12 protein-coding genes are annotated in these 14,532 nt (G+C 63.4%); 5 read left to right on the top strand and 7 right to left on the bottom strand.

The genetic code is table 11. From position 1 onward, the window contains the following. Positions 1-72: 72 nt before the first annotated feature. Positions 73-1,728, bottom strand: a complete 1,656-nt coding sequence (locus IVB29_RS10740; protein ID WP_247503353.1) for a TadE/TadG family type IV pilus assembly protein — start codon at positions 1,726-1,728, stop codon at positions 73-75. Between the two features lie 490 nt (positions 1,729-2,218). Between IVB29_RS10740 and clpS the strand changes: the two genes are divergently transcribed. Further along, positions 2,219-2,551 (top strand): ATP-dependent Clp protease adapter ClpS, encoded by a 333-nt coding sequence (gene clpS / locus IVB29_RS10735; protein ID WP_247503533.1) that lies wholly within the window; start codon positions 2,219-2,221, stop codon positions 2,549-2,551. 291 nt (positions 2,552-2,842) lie between these two features. Continuing rightward, positions 2,843-5,248, top strand: a complete 2,406-nt coding sequence (gene clpA, locus IVB29_RS10730) for an ATP-dependent Clp protease ATP-binding subunit ClpA (protein ID WP_247503352.1) — start codon at positions 2,843-2,845, stop codon at positions 5,246-5,248. Positions 5,249-5,328: 80 nt separating this feature from the next. On the opposite strand, the gene IVB29_RS10725 is transcribed toward clpA, so the two are convergent. From IVB29_RS10725 to gcvA, 4 genes are all read right to left on the bottom strand, one after another. After that, on the bottom strand, positions 5,329-5,808 hold the full coding sequence (locus IVB29_RS10725; protein ID WP_247503351.1) for a hypothetical protein: 480 nt from the start codon (positions 5,806-5,808) through the stop codon (positions 5,329-5,331). A gap of 110 nt (positions 5,809-5,918) precedes the next feature. Beyond that, positions 5,919-7,340, bottom strand: coding sequence for an MFS transporter (locus IVB29_RS10720; protein ID WP_247503350.1), 1,422 nt, complete (start codon positions 7,338-7,340; stop codon positions 5,919-5,921). A 182-nt stretch (positions 7,341-7,522) separates the two neighbouring features. Further along, positions 7,523-8,548 (bottom strand): aldo/keto reductase, encoded by a 1,026-nt coding sequence (locus tag IVB29_RS10715; RefSeq protein WP_247503349.1) that lies wholly within the window; start codon positions 8,546-8,548, stop codon positions 7,523-7,525. Positions 8,549-8,671: 123 nt separating this feature from the next. Next, positions 8,672-9,574 (bottom strand): transcriptional regulator GcvA, encoded by a 903-nt coding sequence (gene gcvA / locus IVB29_RS10710; RefSeq protein ID WP_247503348.1) that lies wholly within the window; start codon positions 9,572-9,574, stop codon positions 8,672-8,674. A gap of 227 nt (positions 9,575-9,801) precedes the next feature. Here gcvA and IVB29_RS10705 point away from each other — a divergent pair, with 227 nt between their 5' ends. Further along, positions 9,802-11,124 (top strand): aspartate aminotransferase family protein, encoded by a 1,323-nt coding sequence (locus IVB29_RS10705; protein ID WP_247503347.1) that lies wholly within the window; start codon positions 9,802-9,804, stop codon positions 11,122-11,124. A 20-nt stretch (positions 11,125-11,144) separates the two neighbouring features. Then, positions 11,145-12,041, top strand: a complete 897-nt coding sequence (locus tag IVB29_RS10700) for an amino acid ABC transporter substrate-binding protein (protein WP_247503346.1) — start codon at positions 11,145-11,147, stop codon at positions 12,039-12,041. Here the strand turns inward: IVB29_RS10700 and IVB29_RS10695 are convergent. Together IVB29_RS10695 and IVB29_RS10690 are read right to left on the bottom strand one after the other, a co-directional pair. Further along, positions 12,038-12,271 carry a hypothetical protein gene (locus IVB29_RS10695; protein ID WP_247503345.1) on the bottom strand — a complete coding sequence of 78 codons (234 nt, stop codon included), beginning with the start codon at positions 12,269-12,271 and terminating at the stop codon, positions 12,038-12,040. The two genes, IVB29_RS10700 and IVB29_RS10695, sit on opposite strands and share 4 nt — an antisense overlap. A 91-nt stretch (positions 12,272-12,362) precedes the next feature. Beyond that, positions 12,363-13,319, bottom strand: a complete 957-nt coding sequence (locus IVB29_RS10690) for a helix-turn-helix domain-containing protein (protein WP_247503344.1) — start codon at positions 13,317-13,319, stop codon at positions 12,363-12,365. Positions 13,320-13,505: 186 nt separating this feature from the next. Here IVB29_RS10690 and IVB29_RS10685 point away from each other — a divergent pair, with 186 nt between their 5' ends. Further along, a complete protein-coding gene (locus tag IVB29_RS10685; RefSeq protein ID WP_247503343.1) occupies positions 13,506-14,522 on the top strand; it encodes a carbon-nitrogen hydrolase family protein in 1,017 nt (338 codons plus the stop codon). Positions 14,523-14,532: the final 10 nt, after the last annotated feature.

Here is a 14,532-nt window from a genome sequence, read left to right as displayed (position 1 = left end):
TCTGGAAGTCCTGGAATCGAAAAGCCCGGCTGGTTCAGCCGGGCTTTTTTTGTTGGCGAGAACAGGTTCGGATTATTTCGCGACGCGCAGCTTGGAGATCTGCGTGAGGATGTTCTTGAACGCGTCGGACGTGTCGGACGACTTCGTGATCATCTGGAAATTGCCATTGGTCGCGCAGTCCTGGAGCACCTGCGATTTCGCGTCCCTGTTGTTGATGTTGACCTGGATCGTGAAAATCGTGACCGGGTTTGTCGTGTCGCCCTTGACGTTCGCGCAGAGGATTTCCTGGCGGGCATCGATGCTCGACTGGCTCGTGCTCCAGCGGTTCTGGGTATTCAAACCGTCGGACAGCAGCACAACGTAGTCCTTGTAGATGTAGTTGCTGGCCTTGGCCGGCGCCGCGATCGGCCCGTTGGTCGTGCTGAGGGATTGCCATCCCCACGCGAGGCCCACGGCCTGGTTGGTATTGCCGCTCGGAGACATCGCCGTGATCTGGTCCTTGAGCGTCTGCCACTGATTGCTCATCGGAAACACCGTGGCCGGAAGGCAGCCGGACCACTGCTCAGCATAGAACTGCGTCGAAGGGGCTGAGCTGCCCGAGCCCGGAGCAGTGTTCAGGGTGTCGTAATTCTGATCGCGATCGTTGACGCAGCCGGTCCAGGTGCTGTGCCCGGGGGCTGCTGCGGCCGTTGCTGCCGTGCCGTCGCCGCGCCAGAGATGACAAATCTTGCTTGAGCCGGTGCCCGTGCAGGTGCAACTCGTGTTCGATCCGCAGCTTGCGCTTGAGCCTGTGACGGTCGTGTAGCAACCATTGTAGTAGATGCCGGACTTGCCGGCGAGTTTGTTGCCGCTGTCAATGCTGGGGCAGATGTACCCGCTATAGGTGCCGCTCGACGGTATGTTGTTGACGCTGTTGGCGCCGCTCAACGTCGCGGGCCGGTCCATGCAGGTAAAGCCATGGCTGTTGTTCGTGAACGGGCAGCTCGATCCGGCGACGGCCGAGTTGAAGCTGTTGGATTTGTTGTTGACGAGGAACGGAGGCTCGGCCTCCCACTCGGTCCAATTGATCCACGATGCACCGACATTGGCAGTGTCGACGTTGACGTCCTTCGAGAACGGAACGATCGAGATGTAAACGTCGCCAGTCTGCTTGTTGTAGCCCGACAGCGTGTCGATCATGTCCTTGGCCGCAGACTGCATGGCGGTCATCTTGCCGTTCTGGGCCATCGATCCCGTGTTATCCAGGATCATCGCCACGCGCATGCGGGTGTTTCCCCATGCCGCGGTCGAAGTCGCATTGAACGGAAGCGTGGGGTAGCCCGCAATCTGCATAAAATCGGTCTGCATGATGCCCGACCCGGTGACTACGATATTCGAGATCCCGCTGGCATTCTTGGGGGTGTAGGTAGCGTGGATGTCGCCGGTCGACACCGTGCCGGTGCGGCCGGTGTAAAGGCCGGTGAAATAGGATTTCGTCTTGGTCTCGATATCGGTTTCCGTGATGGTGCCGTTGGTCAGATCCTTGGAGACCATCAGCGCGGCCGAATCGAGCGCGGTCTGCAGCGAACTGCGCGCATGGACGGCGCGGCTATAATCCACCGCGGCACCGATGAAGCCGAGCACCGGGACCAGCACGATGGCGAATATCACGGCGATATTGCCTTGCTCGGCACCGGCAAAGCGGGCGAGCTGTCGACCAATGCGGCTGACAACGGGCAGGCGAAACATGGCAATCCCCGAAATCTGTGGTTTGCCCGATTTCGCGCCATACTCTTCAACGGCAGGTAAATCAGGCCGTAGAAACCCGGAGATATCCCGCTGCGGTCACGCTGATGTCAGGTTCCTGGTCAACACGTTCTAAACATTTGACGTGGAAATTTTTGTCAAATCGGTCCGGATTGATTAACCTTGGCCCAGATCGCCCGGACCGGGAATCAGGCCGCATAAGGCCAGGCCTTGACTGACAAGCCTTTGCCAACAAGCCGTTGCACGCTTGCGGCGAGCCGGGGGCAGGCCCATATTGCTGACGAACGATCCGGCTTGGACCGGACCGGTCGGAAGCGGCGATCCAACAAGGCGGCGCGCCTGTGCGAGGCTCCGGACCAGGGGGCCGCGCGGCGGACCGTTATTCGCTTCCATGGGGAATTTGAACGCCTGAGCCATGCCGCAACTGACTTCCATAACCGACCTGTCCTCGGCCGCCGTTTCCGCTCCCCGTATGAGCAATGACGAGAACCGTTCCGGCGGCCCGACGGGTCCGAACACCTCCGTCATTACGAAGGTCAAGCCGAAGACCAAGCGGCCGAACCTGTATCGCGTGCTGATCCTGAACGACGACTACACGCCGATGGAATTCGTCGTGCACGTGCTGGAGAAATTCTTCCAGAAGGACGCCGAGGCGGCCACCAAGATCATGCTGCACGTCCACCATCACGGTATCGGCGAGTGCGGCGTATTCACCTACGAGATTGCCGAGACCAAAGTGACGCAGGTGATGGACTTCGCCCGCAAGCACCAGCATCCGCTGCAATGCGTGATGGAAAAGAAGTAACTGCGCGTTCGCATCCAGAGTTCTTCAGATTGGTTCAGTCGTGCGGTGTGTGATGTCAGCGCATCCTGCTGCGCGATCCGGTGAAAATCAGCGCCGGCGTCAATCCTGCCCAAATGGGTAGTTCTGCCCAAATCGGAACGGGTTTTGCATCGAAAATACCGCAGGTGTCGAGCCTGATTGAGTCGCGGAACCGGTCTTTCGCCGCGGCCTTATATAACTATATGTGACAAAGGTTGTTGTTGCCTGACCGGGCGATGGCGATCATGATGGTGGGGGCCATAGAGGACGCGAATGCCGACTTTTTCCCAAAGCCTTGAACAATCCCTGCATCGTGCACTGGCGATCGCAAACGAGCGTCATCACCAATACGCGACGCTCGAGCATCTCCTGCTCTCCTTGATCGACGACTCCGATGCAGCCGCGGTCATGCGCGCCTGTAGCGTCGATCTCGACAAGCTCCGCACGAGCCTCGTCAATTATCTTGAAACCGAATTCGAGAATCTGGTGACGGATGGCGCCGACGACGCCAAGCCGACCGCCGGTTTCCAGCGCGTGATCCAGCGCGCGGTGATCCACGTGCAGTCGTCAGGGCGCGAAGAGGTGACCGGCGCAAACGTGCTGATCGCGATCTTCGCCGAGCGCGAGAGCCACGCCGCGTACTTCCTGCAAGAGCAGGACATGACGCGCTACGACGCCGTCAACTACATCAGCCACGGCATCGCCAAGCGGCCGGGCGTCTCCGAGGCGCGCCCCGTGCGCGGCGTCGACGAGGAGGCTGAGGCCAAGGGCACCGAGGACGCCAAGAAGAAGGGCGAGGCGCTCGAGACCTATTGCGTCAATCTCAACAAGAAGGCGCGTGACGGCAAGATCGATCCGGTGATCGGACGCAATTCCGAGATCAACCGCGCGATCCAGGTGCTTTGCCGCCGGCAGAAGAACAATCCGCTGTTCGTGGGCGAAGCCGGTGTTGGCAAGACCGCGATCGCGGAGGGCCTTGCCAAGCGCATCGTCGACAGCGAGGTGCCGGAGGTTCTGGCGGCTGCGACCGTGTTCTCGCTCGACATGGGCACGCTGCTCGCCGGCACGCGCTATCGCGGCGACTTCGAAGAGCGCCTCAAGCAGGTGCTGAAGGAGCTTGAGGCGCATCCCAACGCCATCCTGTTTATCGACGAGATCCACACCGTGATCGGTGCGGGTGCGACGTCGGGCGGCGCAATGGATGCGTCGAACCTGCTCAAGCCGGCGCTTGCCTCGGGCACCATCCGCTGCATGGGCTCGACCACCTACAAGGAATACCGCCAGCACTTCGAGAAGGACCGCGCGCTGGTGCGGCGCTTCCAGAAGATCGACATCAACGAGCCGACGGTCGAGGACGCCATCGCGATCCTCAAGGGCCTCAAGCCGTATTTCGAGGACTACCACCGGCTGAAGTACACCAATGAGGCGATCGAGGCTGCCGTTCAGCTGTCCTCGCGCTATATCCACGACCGCAAGCTGCCGGACAAGGCTATCGACGTGATCGACGAGTCCGGCGCGGCGCAGATGCTGGTGGCCGAGAACAAGCGCAAGAAGACGATCGGCATCAAGGAGATCGAGACCACGATCGCCTCGATGGCGCGGATTCCGCCGAAGAGCGTGTCGAAGGACGATGCCGAGGTGCTCAAGCATCTCGAGCAGACCCTGAAGCGCACGGTTTTCGGCCAGGACAAGGCGATCGAGTCGCTCGCCGCCTCGATCAAGCTTGCCCGGGCGGGTCTGCGTGAACCGGAGAAGCCGATCGGCAGCTACCTGTTTTCGGGCCCCACCGGCGTCGGCAAGACCGAAGTCGCAAAGCAGCTCGCGGCGTCGCTCGGTGTCGAGCTGCTGCGCTTCGACATGTCCGAATACATGGAGCGGCATACCGTGTCGCGCCTGATCGGCGCGCCTCCCGGCTATGTCGGCTTCGACCAGGGTGGCTTGCTCACCGACGGCGTCGATCAGCATCCGCATTGCGTGGTGCTGCTCGACGAAATCGAGAAGGCGCATCCCGATCTCTACAACGTGCTGCTCCAGATCATGGACCACGGCCGGCTCACCGATCACAACGGCAAGCAGGTCAATTTCCGCAACGTGATCCTGATCATGACCACGAATGCGGGTGCTTCGGATCTCGCCAAGCAGGCGTTCGGCTTCACGCGCACCAAGCGGGAAGGCGACGACCACGAGGCGATCAACCGGCAGTTCGCGCCGGAATTCCGCAACCGTCTCGATGCCGTCGTTTCGTTCGGCCATCTCAGCGTCGAGGTGATCGGCACCGTGGTCGAGAAGTTCGTGCTTCAACTCGAGGCGCAGCTTGGCGACCGCGACGTCACCATCGAGCTGTCCGAGCCGGCCAAGGCCTGGCTGGTCCAGCACGGCTACGACGAGCAGATGGGCGCACGTCCCATGGCCCGCGTGATCCAGGAGCACATCAAGAAGCCGTTGGCGGACGAGGTGCTGTTCGGCAAGCTGAAGGGCGGCGGCCACGTTCGCGTCGTTCTCGTCAAGGACGAGGCCGACGAGACCAAGGACAAGATCGGATTCGAATTCGTCGAGGGTCCGGTCACGCCGAAGCAGGAAAAGCTGCCCGGCGCCCGCAAGCGTCCCCCGGGCAAATCCAAGCCGGGCGGTCCTGGTGGTTCGAAGGGGCCTACTAAGAGCCCGCTGGTCAAGGCTTGATCGGCACGTCATGAATTGAAAAGGCCGGCTGAAAAGCCGGCCTTTTTGTTGGCGCTACCTCATTTGGGCCGGCGTTCACTTCACTTCTGTTCCGTCGCCGGAGGTGCTGCTGCTGCGGCGGCGGGAGGAAGAGAGGATACCGTCTTCGGTTTCGCCTTGGGCCTCTTCGAAGGCTCCGCAATTGCCTTGTCCGGCTCTCCAGTGTTGTCCCCGCAGCGACGCTGCTCGGCGAGAGCACCCAGGTACTGCTGGCGAGCCTGAAGTGCCTGTATTTCGGTATCTGCGGTTCCCTGGAAATCCATGCCGAACCAAATTATGGGCACGACCAAACCGGCAACTCCAGCAGCGACGTTCTGAGCCACCTTTAAACCCTTGTCGGACGCGAGCTGCTGGACCTTGGCGTTATTGGCCTGGACCTCGATGGTGATGGCTGCACAGTCCATATACCGGTCCTGAGGCTGGACCACCGAAACCGGAGCTGGTGCGCGACCAGCACAACCGCTCACTGCTGCAGCAGCGGCAAGCATGACAATTGGCGTTGCCACTTTAAAGAAATGCATGAAAAGCCCCCAGCTGCGGCAATCAATCGCAACCGGAACGCGAGCGCAATAGTCATTGCGGCCTATCGTAAAACTACGGAGTGGTTGTACTCAGCTGACAGGTTGATCGGTTATTCGCCACGCAGGCGCTGGTCGTCCTGCACGCGGACGTGCTCGGCGCCACGCGCGCCTGCGGGCGACAGCCGCAGCATGCTCAGCACCGCGCCGCAGAGCGCAAAGCCGACGCCGGTCAGCAGTGCGATCCGGGTTCCCTCGACCGGATAGCGGCCGAGGAACAGCGCCACCAGCGCCGCGCCGGTGGTCTGGCCGAGCAGGCGCGCCGTGCCCAGCATGCCGCTGGCGCCGCCGGAGCGCTCGCGCGGGGCGGCTGCGATCATGGTGCGATTGTTCGGCGTCTGGAACAGGCCGAAGCCGGCGCCGGCCAGCGCCATCCGCCAGATGATATCGAGCGGCGTCGGGGCCGCAGGCAGGAACGCGAGCGCGCCGAGACCGCAGGCGAACAGCGTGAGCCCGATGCCGCCGAGCAGGCCGGCCGGATAATGCTCGACCAGACGGCCGGCGAGGGGCGCTGCGAAGGCGACTGCGATCGGCCAGGGCGTGATCAGCAGGCCCATATGCACGGCCGAATAGCCAAACCGGCTCTGGAGGTAGAAGGGGATCGCAACGAAGGCCAGCATCTGTCCGCAGAACGAGGCGATCGAGGTCGCAATCGACAGCCCGAAAACAGGAATCCGCAGCAGGTCGACCGGCAGCAACGGCGAGGTCATGTGCGTTTCGCGATAAATCAACAGCGTACCTGCGAGGATGGCGATCGCGAACTGGACGAGGTACACGACGGGTGTCTCGCCATGGCCGACGCTGTCGATCGCGGCGATACCGACGCCGAACGTGATCGCGGAGAGGCCCGCGCTCTGCCAGTCGAATGAACGGCCCGCCGGCATCGTGTGCGGCAGGCTGCGCAACCCGAGCACCAGCGTCACCACACCAAGCGGGACGTTGATGGCGAACAGCCAGGGCCAGCTTCCGAGCGCGAGGATTGCGGCAGCAATTGTCGGTCCCACCGCGGCCGAGAAGGCGACGACGAGTGCGTTGAGCCCGATGCCGCGGCCGAGCTGGCTGCGCGGATAGGTGAAGCGCACCAGCGCCGCGTTGACGCTCATGATGCCGGCCGCGCCGAACCCTTGCATGATGCGCGCGATCGTGAGCAGCGGCAGCGTGTGTGCCAGCGCGCAGAAGGCGGATGCGAGCGTGAACAGCACGAGCCCGACCAGATAGACGCGGCGATAGCCGACGATCTCGCCGAGCGAGGCCAGCGGCAGCAGCGAGATCGTGATCGCGAGCTGATAGCCGTTGACGATCCAGATCGAAAAGGCAGGGCTTGCGTTCAGGTCAGCCGCGATCGTCGGCAGTGCGACATTGGCGATGGCGCTGTCGACGACGGCCATGATGATGCCGAGCGCAATCGTCAGCACAGCCTGGTTGCGCTGCGGCTGCGGCAGGCCGTCGGCGTGTTCAATCGGAGCGGACGACATGAGGGGCGCTGGCTTGGTTAGGGCCGTGATTCGTCTCCGGAGCAGGAAATTGCTGGATTAATCGCAACCCGGCAAGACACAGACAGTTCCCGTGCCGCGGGCAGGCCTGTCAGCGCCGCGGGCACGGGCAGCGCGGCTCTGCGCGATGCAGCCCGAGCCGGGACGCGCTTGGCACTCGCTTGCTACACCGGTGGCGGATTGCGATCGGAGAAAGTCCCCCGCTGGTGCCAGTAGGGATAGGGCAGCGTCACCTTGCTCGCGGCATCGAGCTTCGCGATCTGGTCCTTGGTCAACGACCAGCCGACCGCGCCGAGATTTTCACGCAGCTGCGTCTCGTTGCGCGCGCCAACGATCAGCGTCGAGACCGTCGGACGCTGCAGCAGCCAGTTCAACGCGATCTGCGAGACGCTCTTGCCCGTTTCACTGGCGACCTCGTCGATCGCGTCGACGACACGATAGACGTGCTCGTCGGGCACGGGCGGGCCGAACTCGGCCGTCTTGGGCAGACGGCTGACATCGGGTTTCGGTTGGCCCCGCCGAATCTTTCCGGTGAGACGTCCCCAGCCGAGCGGCGACCAGACCACTGCGCCGAGCCCCTGGTCGACGCCGAGCGGCATCAGCTCCCATTCGTAGTCGCGCCCGATCAGTGAATAGTAGGTCTGGTTGGCGACGTAGCGCGGGAAGCCGTGCTTGTCGGCAACACTGAGCGATTTCATCAGGTGCCAGCCCGAAAAATTCGAGACGCCGACATAGCGGATCTTGCCGGCACGCACGAGCACGTCGAGGGTGCTGAGCACCTCTTCGGGCGGCGTGAAGGCGTCGAAGCCGTGGAGCTGGAACAGGTCGATATAGTCGGTGCCGAGCCGCTTGAGTGAACTGTCGATCGCCGCGAGCAGATGCTGCCGCGACGAGCCGACGTCGTTGGGGCCGTCGCCGAAGCGGAAGGTAGCCTTGGTCGAGATCAAGACCTTGTCGCGGCGACCCTTGATGGCCTCGCCGAGAACACGCTCGGACTCGCCGAGGGAATAGACGTCGGCGGTGTCGAACATCGACACGCCGGCCTCAAGGCAGATATCCAGCAGCCGCCGCGCTTCGGTCGCGTCAGTCGTGCCCCACGCAGCAAGGCGGCCGACGCCGCCGAACGTGCCCGTTCCCAGGCTCAAAGCGGGCACCATCAGGCCTGAGCGGCCCAAGCGTCGGTATTCCATCGGTATGCTCCTCGGCTGGCCGTTGCTTTATCCACGCGGCCTTGGTGCCGAGATTAGCGCAAGCATGAGCGTCGCACCATCACGCGCGCACATGGCGGCTCTGCTTTGCGACGTGCGCGATCGTTACGTCATTGTCGTCTGCAAATTTGCAGCAGTAATCTTTGCGCGCAGCCAGGTCTCGAAGGCGGCAACATGGCTGCGGCCTTTGGTTTCGGCAGACCGCACCAGATAATAAGACACCGTCTCGACTTCGAACTTCGGCTGGCGAAACGGCGCAACCAGCGTGCCCTTGGCGATCTCCTCGGCGGCAAGGATCTCGCTTTCGAGAACGACGCCGAGACCTTCGGCGGCTGCATCGATCGCCATGGTGGACCGGTCAAACCACAATTCCTGGCGTGCCTTGATGGTCGATCCGACGACCTTGCGCAGATAGTCGGTCCAGGTCAGCGCGTTCGAGGAGTGGATCAGGGTGGCGCGGGCGAGATCAGCGGGCCCGCGAAGCCCGAGCTGTTCGATCAGCTGTGGGCTGCACAGCGGACGCAGGCGTTCGGCCAGCAGCGGTTCGACCTGCCTCCCGTCGAGAGTTGGAGGGCGACCATAGGCAATCGCAAGATCGAAGCGAATGGTTTCGAGATCGCGCAAATCCGAGATGGTCGACAGCCTGATCCCGATCTCCGGATGCTGGCCGATGAAATTTCCGATCCGCGGCTGAAGCCATTTGGCGGCGAAGCTCGGGCCGCTCGCGATGAAGAGATGATCGCGCTGCGATTGCGGCGCCACCAGCCGTGTTGCGCCGATGATCGTTCCGAAGGCGCGCTCGATCTCGCTGGCATAGAGGCGGCCTGCATTGGTGAGCACCGCGCGGCCGGCGTGCCGGGAAAACACGCGTACGCCGAGGAAATCCTCGAGCTTCTGAATGTGATGGCTGATCGCCGACGGCGTCACGCCGAGCTCCTCGGCGGCGCGGCTGAAGCTGCCGTGGCGCGCGGCCGCTTCGAACGCCGACAGCGCCTTGAGCGGCGGCATTCTCGGCCGTTCCGTTGACTCCAGTTCATCGGCTGCTGAGTTTTTTGAACTGGCGCCCATCATGTCTGCCCGATACGAATTGCCGTGTTGCTCAGGCAATTTTCGTACCGTGAACGTCCTGATGCAACAGCTTCGTGCCCCCCAAACCGCCCCGAGACCGGCGAGCGCAATCCGCGTCGCGGCGCCGCACAGCCGTGCGGCTGACTCTGCTTGCCCGAGGAGACCACATGACTTCATCGCTGAAACAGGCCGCCGACGAATTCCTGGTCCGGTACGGCGGAGACGTGTTCCCGAACCTCTTCACCTCGGCGAAGGGGACGATCGTCACCGACAGTGACGGGCGCGACTATCTCGATTTCACCTCCGGCCAGATGTGCGCCACCATCGGCCACAACCATCCCGCCATTGTCGCGGCGGTGGAGCGGGCCGGGAAGAAGGCATTCCATCTCTTCAGCGGGATGATCCCCGAAGTCGTGGCCGAGCTTGCCCAGGTGCTGGCGAAGGACTGGCTGCCCGGCGACCTCAAGCGCTCGATCTTCATCAACACCGGTTCGGAAGCGACCGAAGTCGCGCTCCGGATGGCCAAGATGTACACCAGCGGCTACGAGGTGCTGGTCCTCGGCGGCTCCTGGCACGGCATCACCGGTGGCGCCGCCTCGGTGTCCATGGCGAGCGACCGCAAGGGCTACGGCGTGCCGCCGCCCGGCGTTTTCGTGATCCCGGAGCCCAACGCTTACCGGCCCTATATCGACAAGGGAAGTGAGGAAGCGTCCGCACTCGCCAATCTCGAGCTGGCGCTGAAAATGTTCGACATGCAGTCGAGCGGGCGGGGGGCGGCGATCATCGCCGAGCCCGTGATCAGCGCCGGCGGCGTGCTGGTGCCGCCGAAGGCGTTCATGGAGGCGTTGCGCAAGGCCGCTGACGCGCGCGGCATGCTGCTGATCTTCGACGAGGCCCAGACCGCGTTCGGGCGCATCGGCAAGAAGACGGGAGCCGAATATTTCGGCGTCGTCCCTGATATCATGACCATGTCGAAGACGCTCGGCGGCGGGCTTCCGCTTGCGGCCGTGTCGACCACGGAGGCAATCGAGAGCAAGCTCCACGAGGATCATTTCACCTACTACACCAGCCACGTCTCTGATCCCCTCCTGGCCGAGGTCGGGCTCGCGGTGCTGCGTGTGATCGCCGCGGAGAAGCTGGTCGAACGCGCCAATGTCATGGGCGCTTATCTGCGCGGCCGGTTCGAGGGCCTTCAGCAGAAATACGAACAGATCGGCGACATCAGGGGCATGGGTCTTCTGCTCGGCGTCGAGCTGGTCACTGATCGCAACAGCCGGCGCGCGGCCCATCAGCTCGGTGGACTGACGACGCAGAAATGCTTCGAGTACGGGCTGAGCATGAACATCCGCCGCCGCCCCGAGCGCGGATCGGTGTGGCGTATCGCACCGCCACTGACCGTCTCGACCGAGGAGATCGACCGCGCTGTCGAGATCCTGGATCGGTCCTTGCGGGAAAGCCTCGACGAGCTGTCGCGAAATCCCGCCGCTTAAGCAACAGTCCGGAGGCTGACATGATCCGCAAAAACGCGCCGACGCTTGCCATTGCCGCTCTCTCGCTTGCGCTGGTGGATATTCCAGCAGCGGCCAGCCAGACCCTCGAGAAAATCAAGGAGGTCGGAAAGGTCACCTTTGGCTACCGCGAGGCCTCGATTCCGTTCGCTTATCTCGGCGCCGACCAGAAGCCGACCGGACTCTCGCTCGATCTCTGCTCCGCGGTGGCCGACAAGATCAAGGCCGTGTTGAAGCGGCCTGCGTTGCAAATCGATTACGTGCCGGTGAATGCGTCCAATCGTATTCCGCTGCTTCAGAACGGCACCATCGACGTCGAGTGCGGCAGCACGACCAACACCGCCGAACGGCAGAAGCAGGTCTCCTTCTCCATCGCGACCTATGTGGCATCGCCGCGCTGGCTGGTGCCTGCCTCGTCTCGTGTGACAGAGCCGAAAGGACTTGACGGACAGACTGTCGTCATCACGCAGGGCTCGCTGAACTTTGGTGTCGCCAGGAAATTCCTCGACGACCAGCGACTGAACGTGACGATCGTTCAGGCCAAGGATCACGCCGAGTCGCTTCTCATGCTCGGAACAGGCCGTGCCGCGGCGTGGTTCGAGGACGATATCCTGGTCGCCGGGCTCGTCGCGAACGCATCCGATCCAAGGTCGTTCCGGATGCTGGCGACGACCTTCGCGCCGTCTTATTACGGGCTGATGACCCGCAGCGAGGATCCCGAGTTCAAGACGCTCGTGGACGCCGCGATCAAGGACAAGATGGCCTCTGGCGAGTTCGACCGTCTCTACGTCAAGTGGTTCGAATCGCCGATTCCGCCGAGGGGACAGAACCTCCAGCTTCCCATGAGCGAAGCGATGAAGGCGCGCGTGACGTCTCCAAGCGATGCGCTTGTGCCTTAATCGTGCCGGAGCATATCGTCGACAGCGGGATCGCCGGCGTGCAAGCTGCTCTTCGGCACCGCCTGTGCCTCGATCCGCGCTGCGGGAGTGGGAAAGCAGACGGATTCGCTGTCGCGCGTCTGCGGCGGCAGGAGCGTCAGGCTCCAGCCCACCACGACGAGCACCGCGAGCCGGATCGCGATCACGCCCAGCAGCAGCTCCGATCCGCTTATGGTGGCGTGAGTCCTCATGCGCGCCAGCCTGATGCACGGCTCTCAGCAAGACAATCTGGAATTGGCGAGCCTTGCCTTCGTCCCGAACGAAGGCTTGGGGAGATAGCTGTCAGTGCCGCTGCTGACTCTGCCTGAAATCCCGCGGCGACATCCCAAAATGCTCGCGGAAGACGCGGCCGAAATGCGAGAGGTCGTTAAAGCCCCAGGCGAACGCGATCTCGCTGATGTGGCGGTGGGCGAGCATTGGCGAGGCGAGGTCGCGCCGGCATTGGGCGAGGCGCTCGGCAAGGACGTAGCGCTGGAACGAAATGTCCTCGTCGGCGAGGAGATCGTTGACATAGCGCGGCGAGATGCCGAGCGCGGCTGCGCTCTCCGCCAGCGACAGATCGGGATCGGCGAGGTGCGTCCTGATGTGCGCCTTCAGCCGGTAGAGCAGGGCGGAGCGATGAGTCGACGACGGCAGCGACGTCTTGCCGAGCCGCTCGCTCAGCGCCATCGCCAGCAGATCGACGGCTTGTTCCGACAACGCCGCGGCATTGTCCGGAGCAAGCCGGTCCGCGCTGCGGCAGAGCCTGAAGATGAAATCGTAAGCGAGCCGTTCGAGTGGCATGTCAGCGCCGAATGACATTGCGGTGAGCGCCTCGGTGGCGCCGAGCCGCCGCTGCAACATCTCTCGCGGCACCTTGAAGATGGTCTGGGTGAAGATGTCGTTGAACTTCAGCTCATAGGGACGCGTGGTGTCGTAGAGCGCGAACTCGCCGGGATGGATCACGGTCTCGCGGCCGTCCTGCACCACGCCGCCGTCGCCGCGATTGCCGAGCGCGACCAGAACATAATCCTGGTCCGAGCGTGCGATGCGCGAGGGTGTGCGGAACACGTGCTGGCGGTCGGAGCAGACGTCGGAGCACACCGCCTTGCCGAGCGGGACTTGCGTGACCGAGCCGTGAAAGGCGCTGCCGAGGTCGGACTTGCAGTCGAGCCCGACAAAGACATCGCAGACAATGTCCTGCCAGAGAGCGAGCCGCCGGTAGCCGGGGCTGTCGTCCGTGGTGAACTGGATTGGCATCGGCAAGCCTCCCTTTCACATCCCGCAAAATCGCAAATCCAACCTGACCGCAGGCAAGTTCCGTACCCGTTCGTCGACCCGTCCGGTCGAGTTTTTGTTCCGCCGTGGTCGAGCGCCCGGCCGCCCGGTTTGGCCAAATAGACTGCATCGGACCTGGCTTCCGATCAACCGGCAATGGAGGCGGCAATGGGCATCGAACATCCCAAATACAAGGTGGCGGTGGTGCAGGCAGCGCCCGCCTGGCTCGATCTCGACGCCTCGATCGACAAGTCGATCGCGCTGATCAGGGAGGCGGCGGAAAAGGGCGCCAAGCTGGTCGCCTTTCCCGAGGCCTTCATCCCCGGCTACCCTTGGCACATCTGGATGGACTCGCCGGCCTGGGCGATCGGCCGCGGTTTTGTGCAGCGCTATTTCGACAATTCGCTGTCCTACGATAGCCCGCAGGCCGAGCGGCTACGCGACGCCGTGCGCAAGGCAAAGCTGACGGCCGTGCTCGGCCTCTCTGAGCGTGACGGCGGCAGCCTCTATCTGGCGCAATGGCTGATCGGCCCGGACGGCGAGACCATCGCAAAGCGCCGCAAGCTGCGGCCGACCCATGCCGAGCGCACCGTCTATGGCGAGGGCGACGGCAGCGATCTCGCCGTGCATGCGAGGGCCGACATTGGCCGCATCGGCGCGCTGTGCTGCTGGGAGCATCTCCAGCCGTTGTCGAAATACGCGATGTACGCCCAGAACGAGCAGGTGCACGTCGCGGCGTGGCCGAGCTTCTCGCTGTACGATCCCTTCGCGCCAGCGCTCGGCGCCGAGGTGAACAACGCCGCCTCGCGCGTCTACGCGGTGGAAGGCTCCTGCTTCGTGCTGGCGCCGTGCGCGACGGTGTCGCAGGCGATGATCGACGCGCTCTGCGACCGGCCGGACAAGAACGCGCTGTTGCATGTCGGCGGCGGCTTCGCGGCGATCTACGGGCCCGACGGCAGCCAGATCGGCGACAAGCTCGCGCCGGATCAGGAGGGCCTGCTGATTGCCGAGATCGATCTCGGCGCCATCGGCGTTGCCAAGAACGCCGCCGATCCCGCCGGGCACTATTCGCGGCCCGACGTGACGCGGCTGCTGCTCAACAAGAAGCGATACCAGCGCGTCGAGCAGTTTTCGCTGCCGGTCGACAGCGTCGAGCCTGCGGACATCGCGGCGGCGGCAAGCTGATCACTGCAAT

The sequence above is a fragment of the Bradyrhizobium sp. 1 genome (assembly GCF_023073315.1).
Lineage (GTDB): Bacteria > Pseudomonadota > Alphaproteobacteria > Rhizobiales > Xanthobacteraceae > Bradyrhizobium.
The sequence above is the reverse complement of the archived record's forward strand: the minus strand, read 5'-3'. Positions and strand labels throughout refer to the sequence as shown.

Bases quoted from the DNA above. Each gene is read 5' to 3' on its own strand.
- clpS (WP_247503533.1), top strand. From the start codon at position 2,219: ATGAGCAATGACGAGAACCGTTCCGGCGGCCCGACGGGTCCGAACACC.
- IVB29_RS10720 (WP_247503350.1), bottom strand. From the start codon at position 7,340: ATGTCGTCCGCTCCGATTGAACACGCCGACGGCCTGCCGCAGCCGCAG.
- gcvA (WP_247503348.1), bottom strand. From the start codon at position 9,574: ATGCCGCCGCTCAAGGCGCTGTCGGCGTTCGAAGCGGCCGCGCGCCAC.
- IVB29_RS10725 (WP_247503351.1), bottom strand. From the start codon at position 5,808: ATGCATTTCTTTAAAGTGGCAACGCCAATTGTCATGCTTGCCGCTGCT.
- IVB29_RS10690 (WP_247503344.1), bottom strand. From the start codon at position 13,319: ATGCCAATCCAGTTCACCACGGACGACAGCCCCGGCTACCGGCGGCTC.
- IVB29_RS10715 (WP_247503349.1), bottom strand. From the start codon at position 8,548: ATGGAATACCGACGCTTGGGCCGCTCAGGCCTGATGGTGCCCGCTTTG.
- IVB29_RS10695 (WP_247503345.1), bottom strand. From the start codon at position 12,271: ATGAGGACTCACGCCACCATAAGCGGATCGGAGCTGCTGCTGGGCGTG.
- IVB29_RS10700 (WP_247503346.1), top strand. From the start codon at position 11,145: ATGATCCGCAAAAACGCGCCGACGCTTGCCATTGCCGCTCTCTCGCTT.
- clpA (WP_247503352.1), top strand. From the start codon at position 2,843: ATGCCGACTTTTTCCCAAAGCCTTGAACAATCCCTGCATCGTGCACTG.
- IVB29_RS10705 (WP_247503347.1), top strand. From the start codon at position 9,802: ATGACTTCATCGCTGAAACAGGCCGCCGACGAATTCCTGGTCCGGTAC.
- IVB29_RS10740 (WP_247503353.1), bottom strand. From the start codon at position 1,728: ATGTTTCGCCTGCCCGTTGTCAGCCGCATTGGTCGACAGCTCGCCCGC.
- IVB29_RS10685 (WP_247503343.1), top strand. From the start codon at position 13,506: ATGGGCATCGAACATCCCAAATACAAGGTGGCGGTGGTGCAGGCAGCG.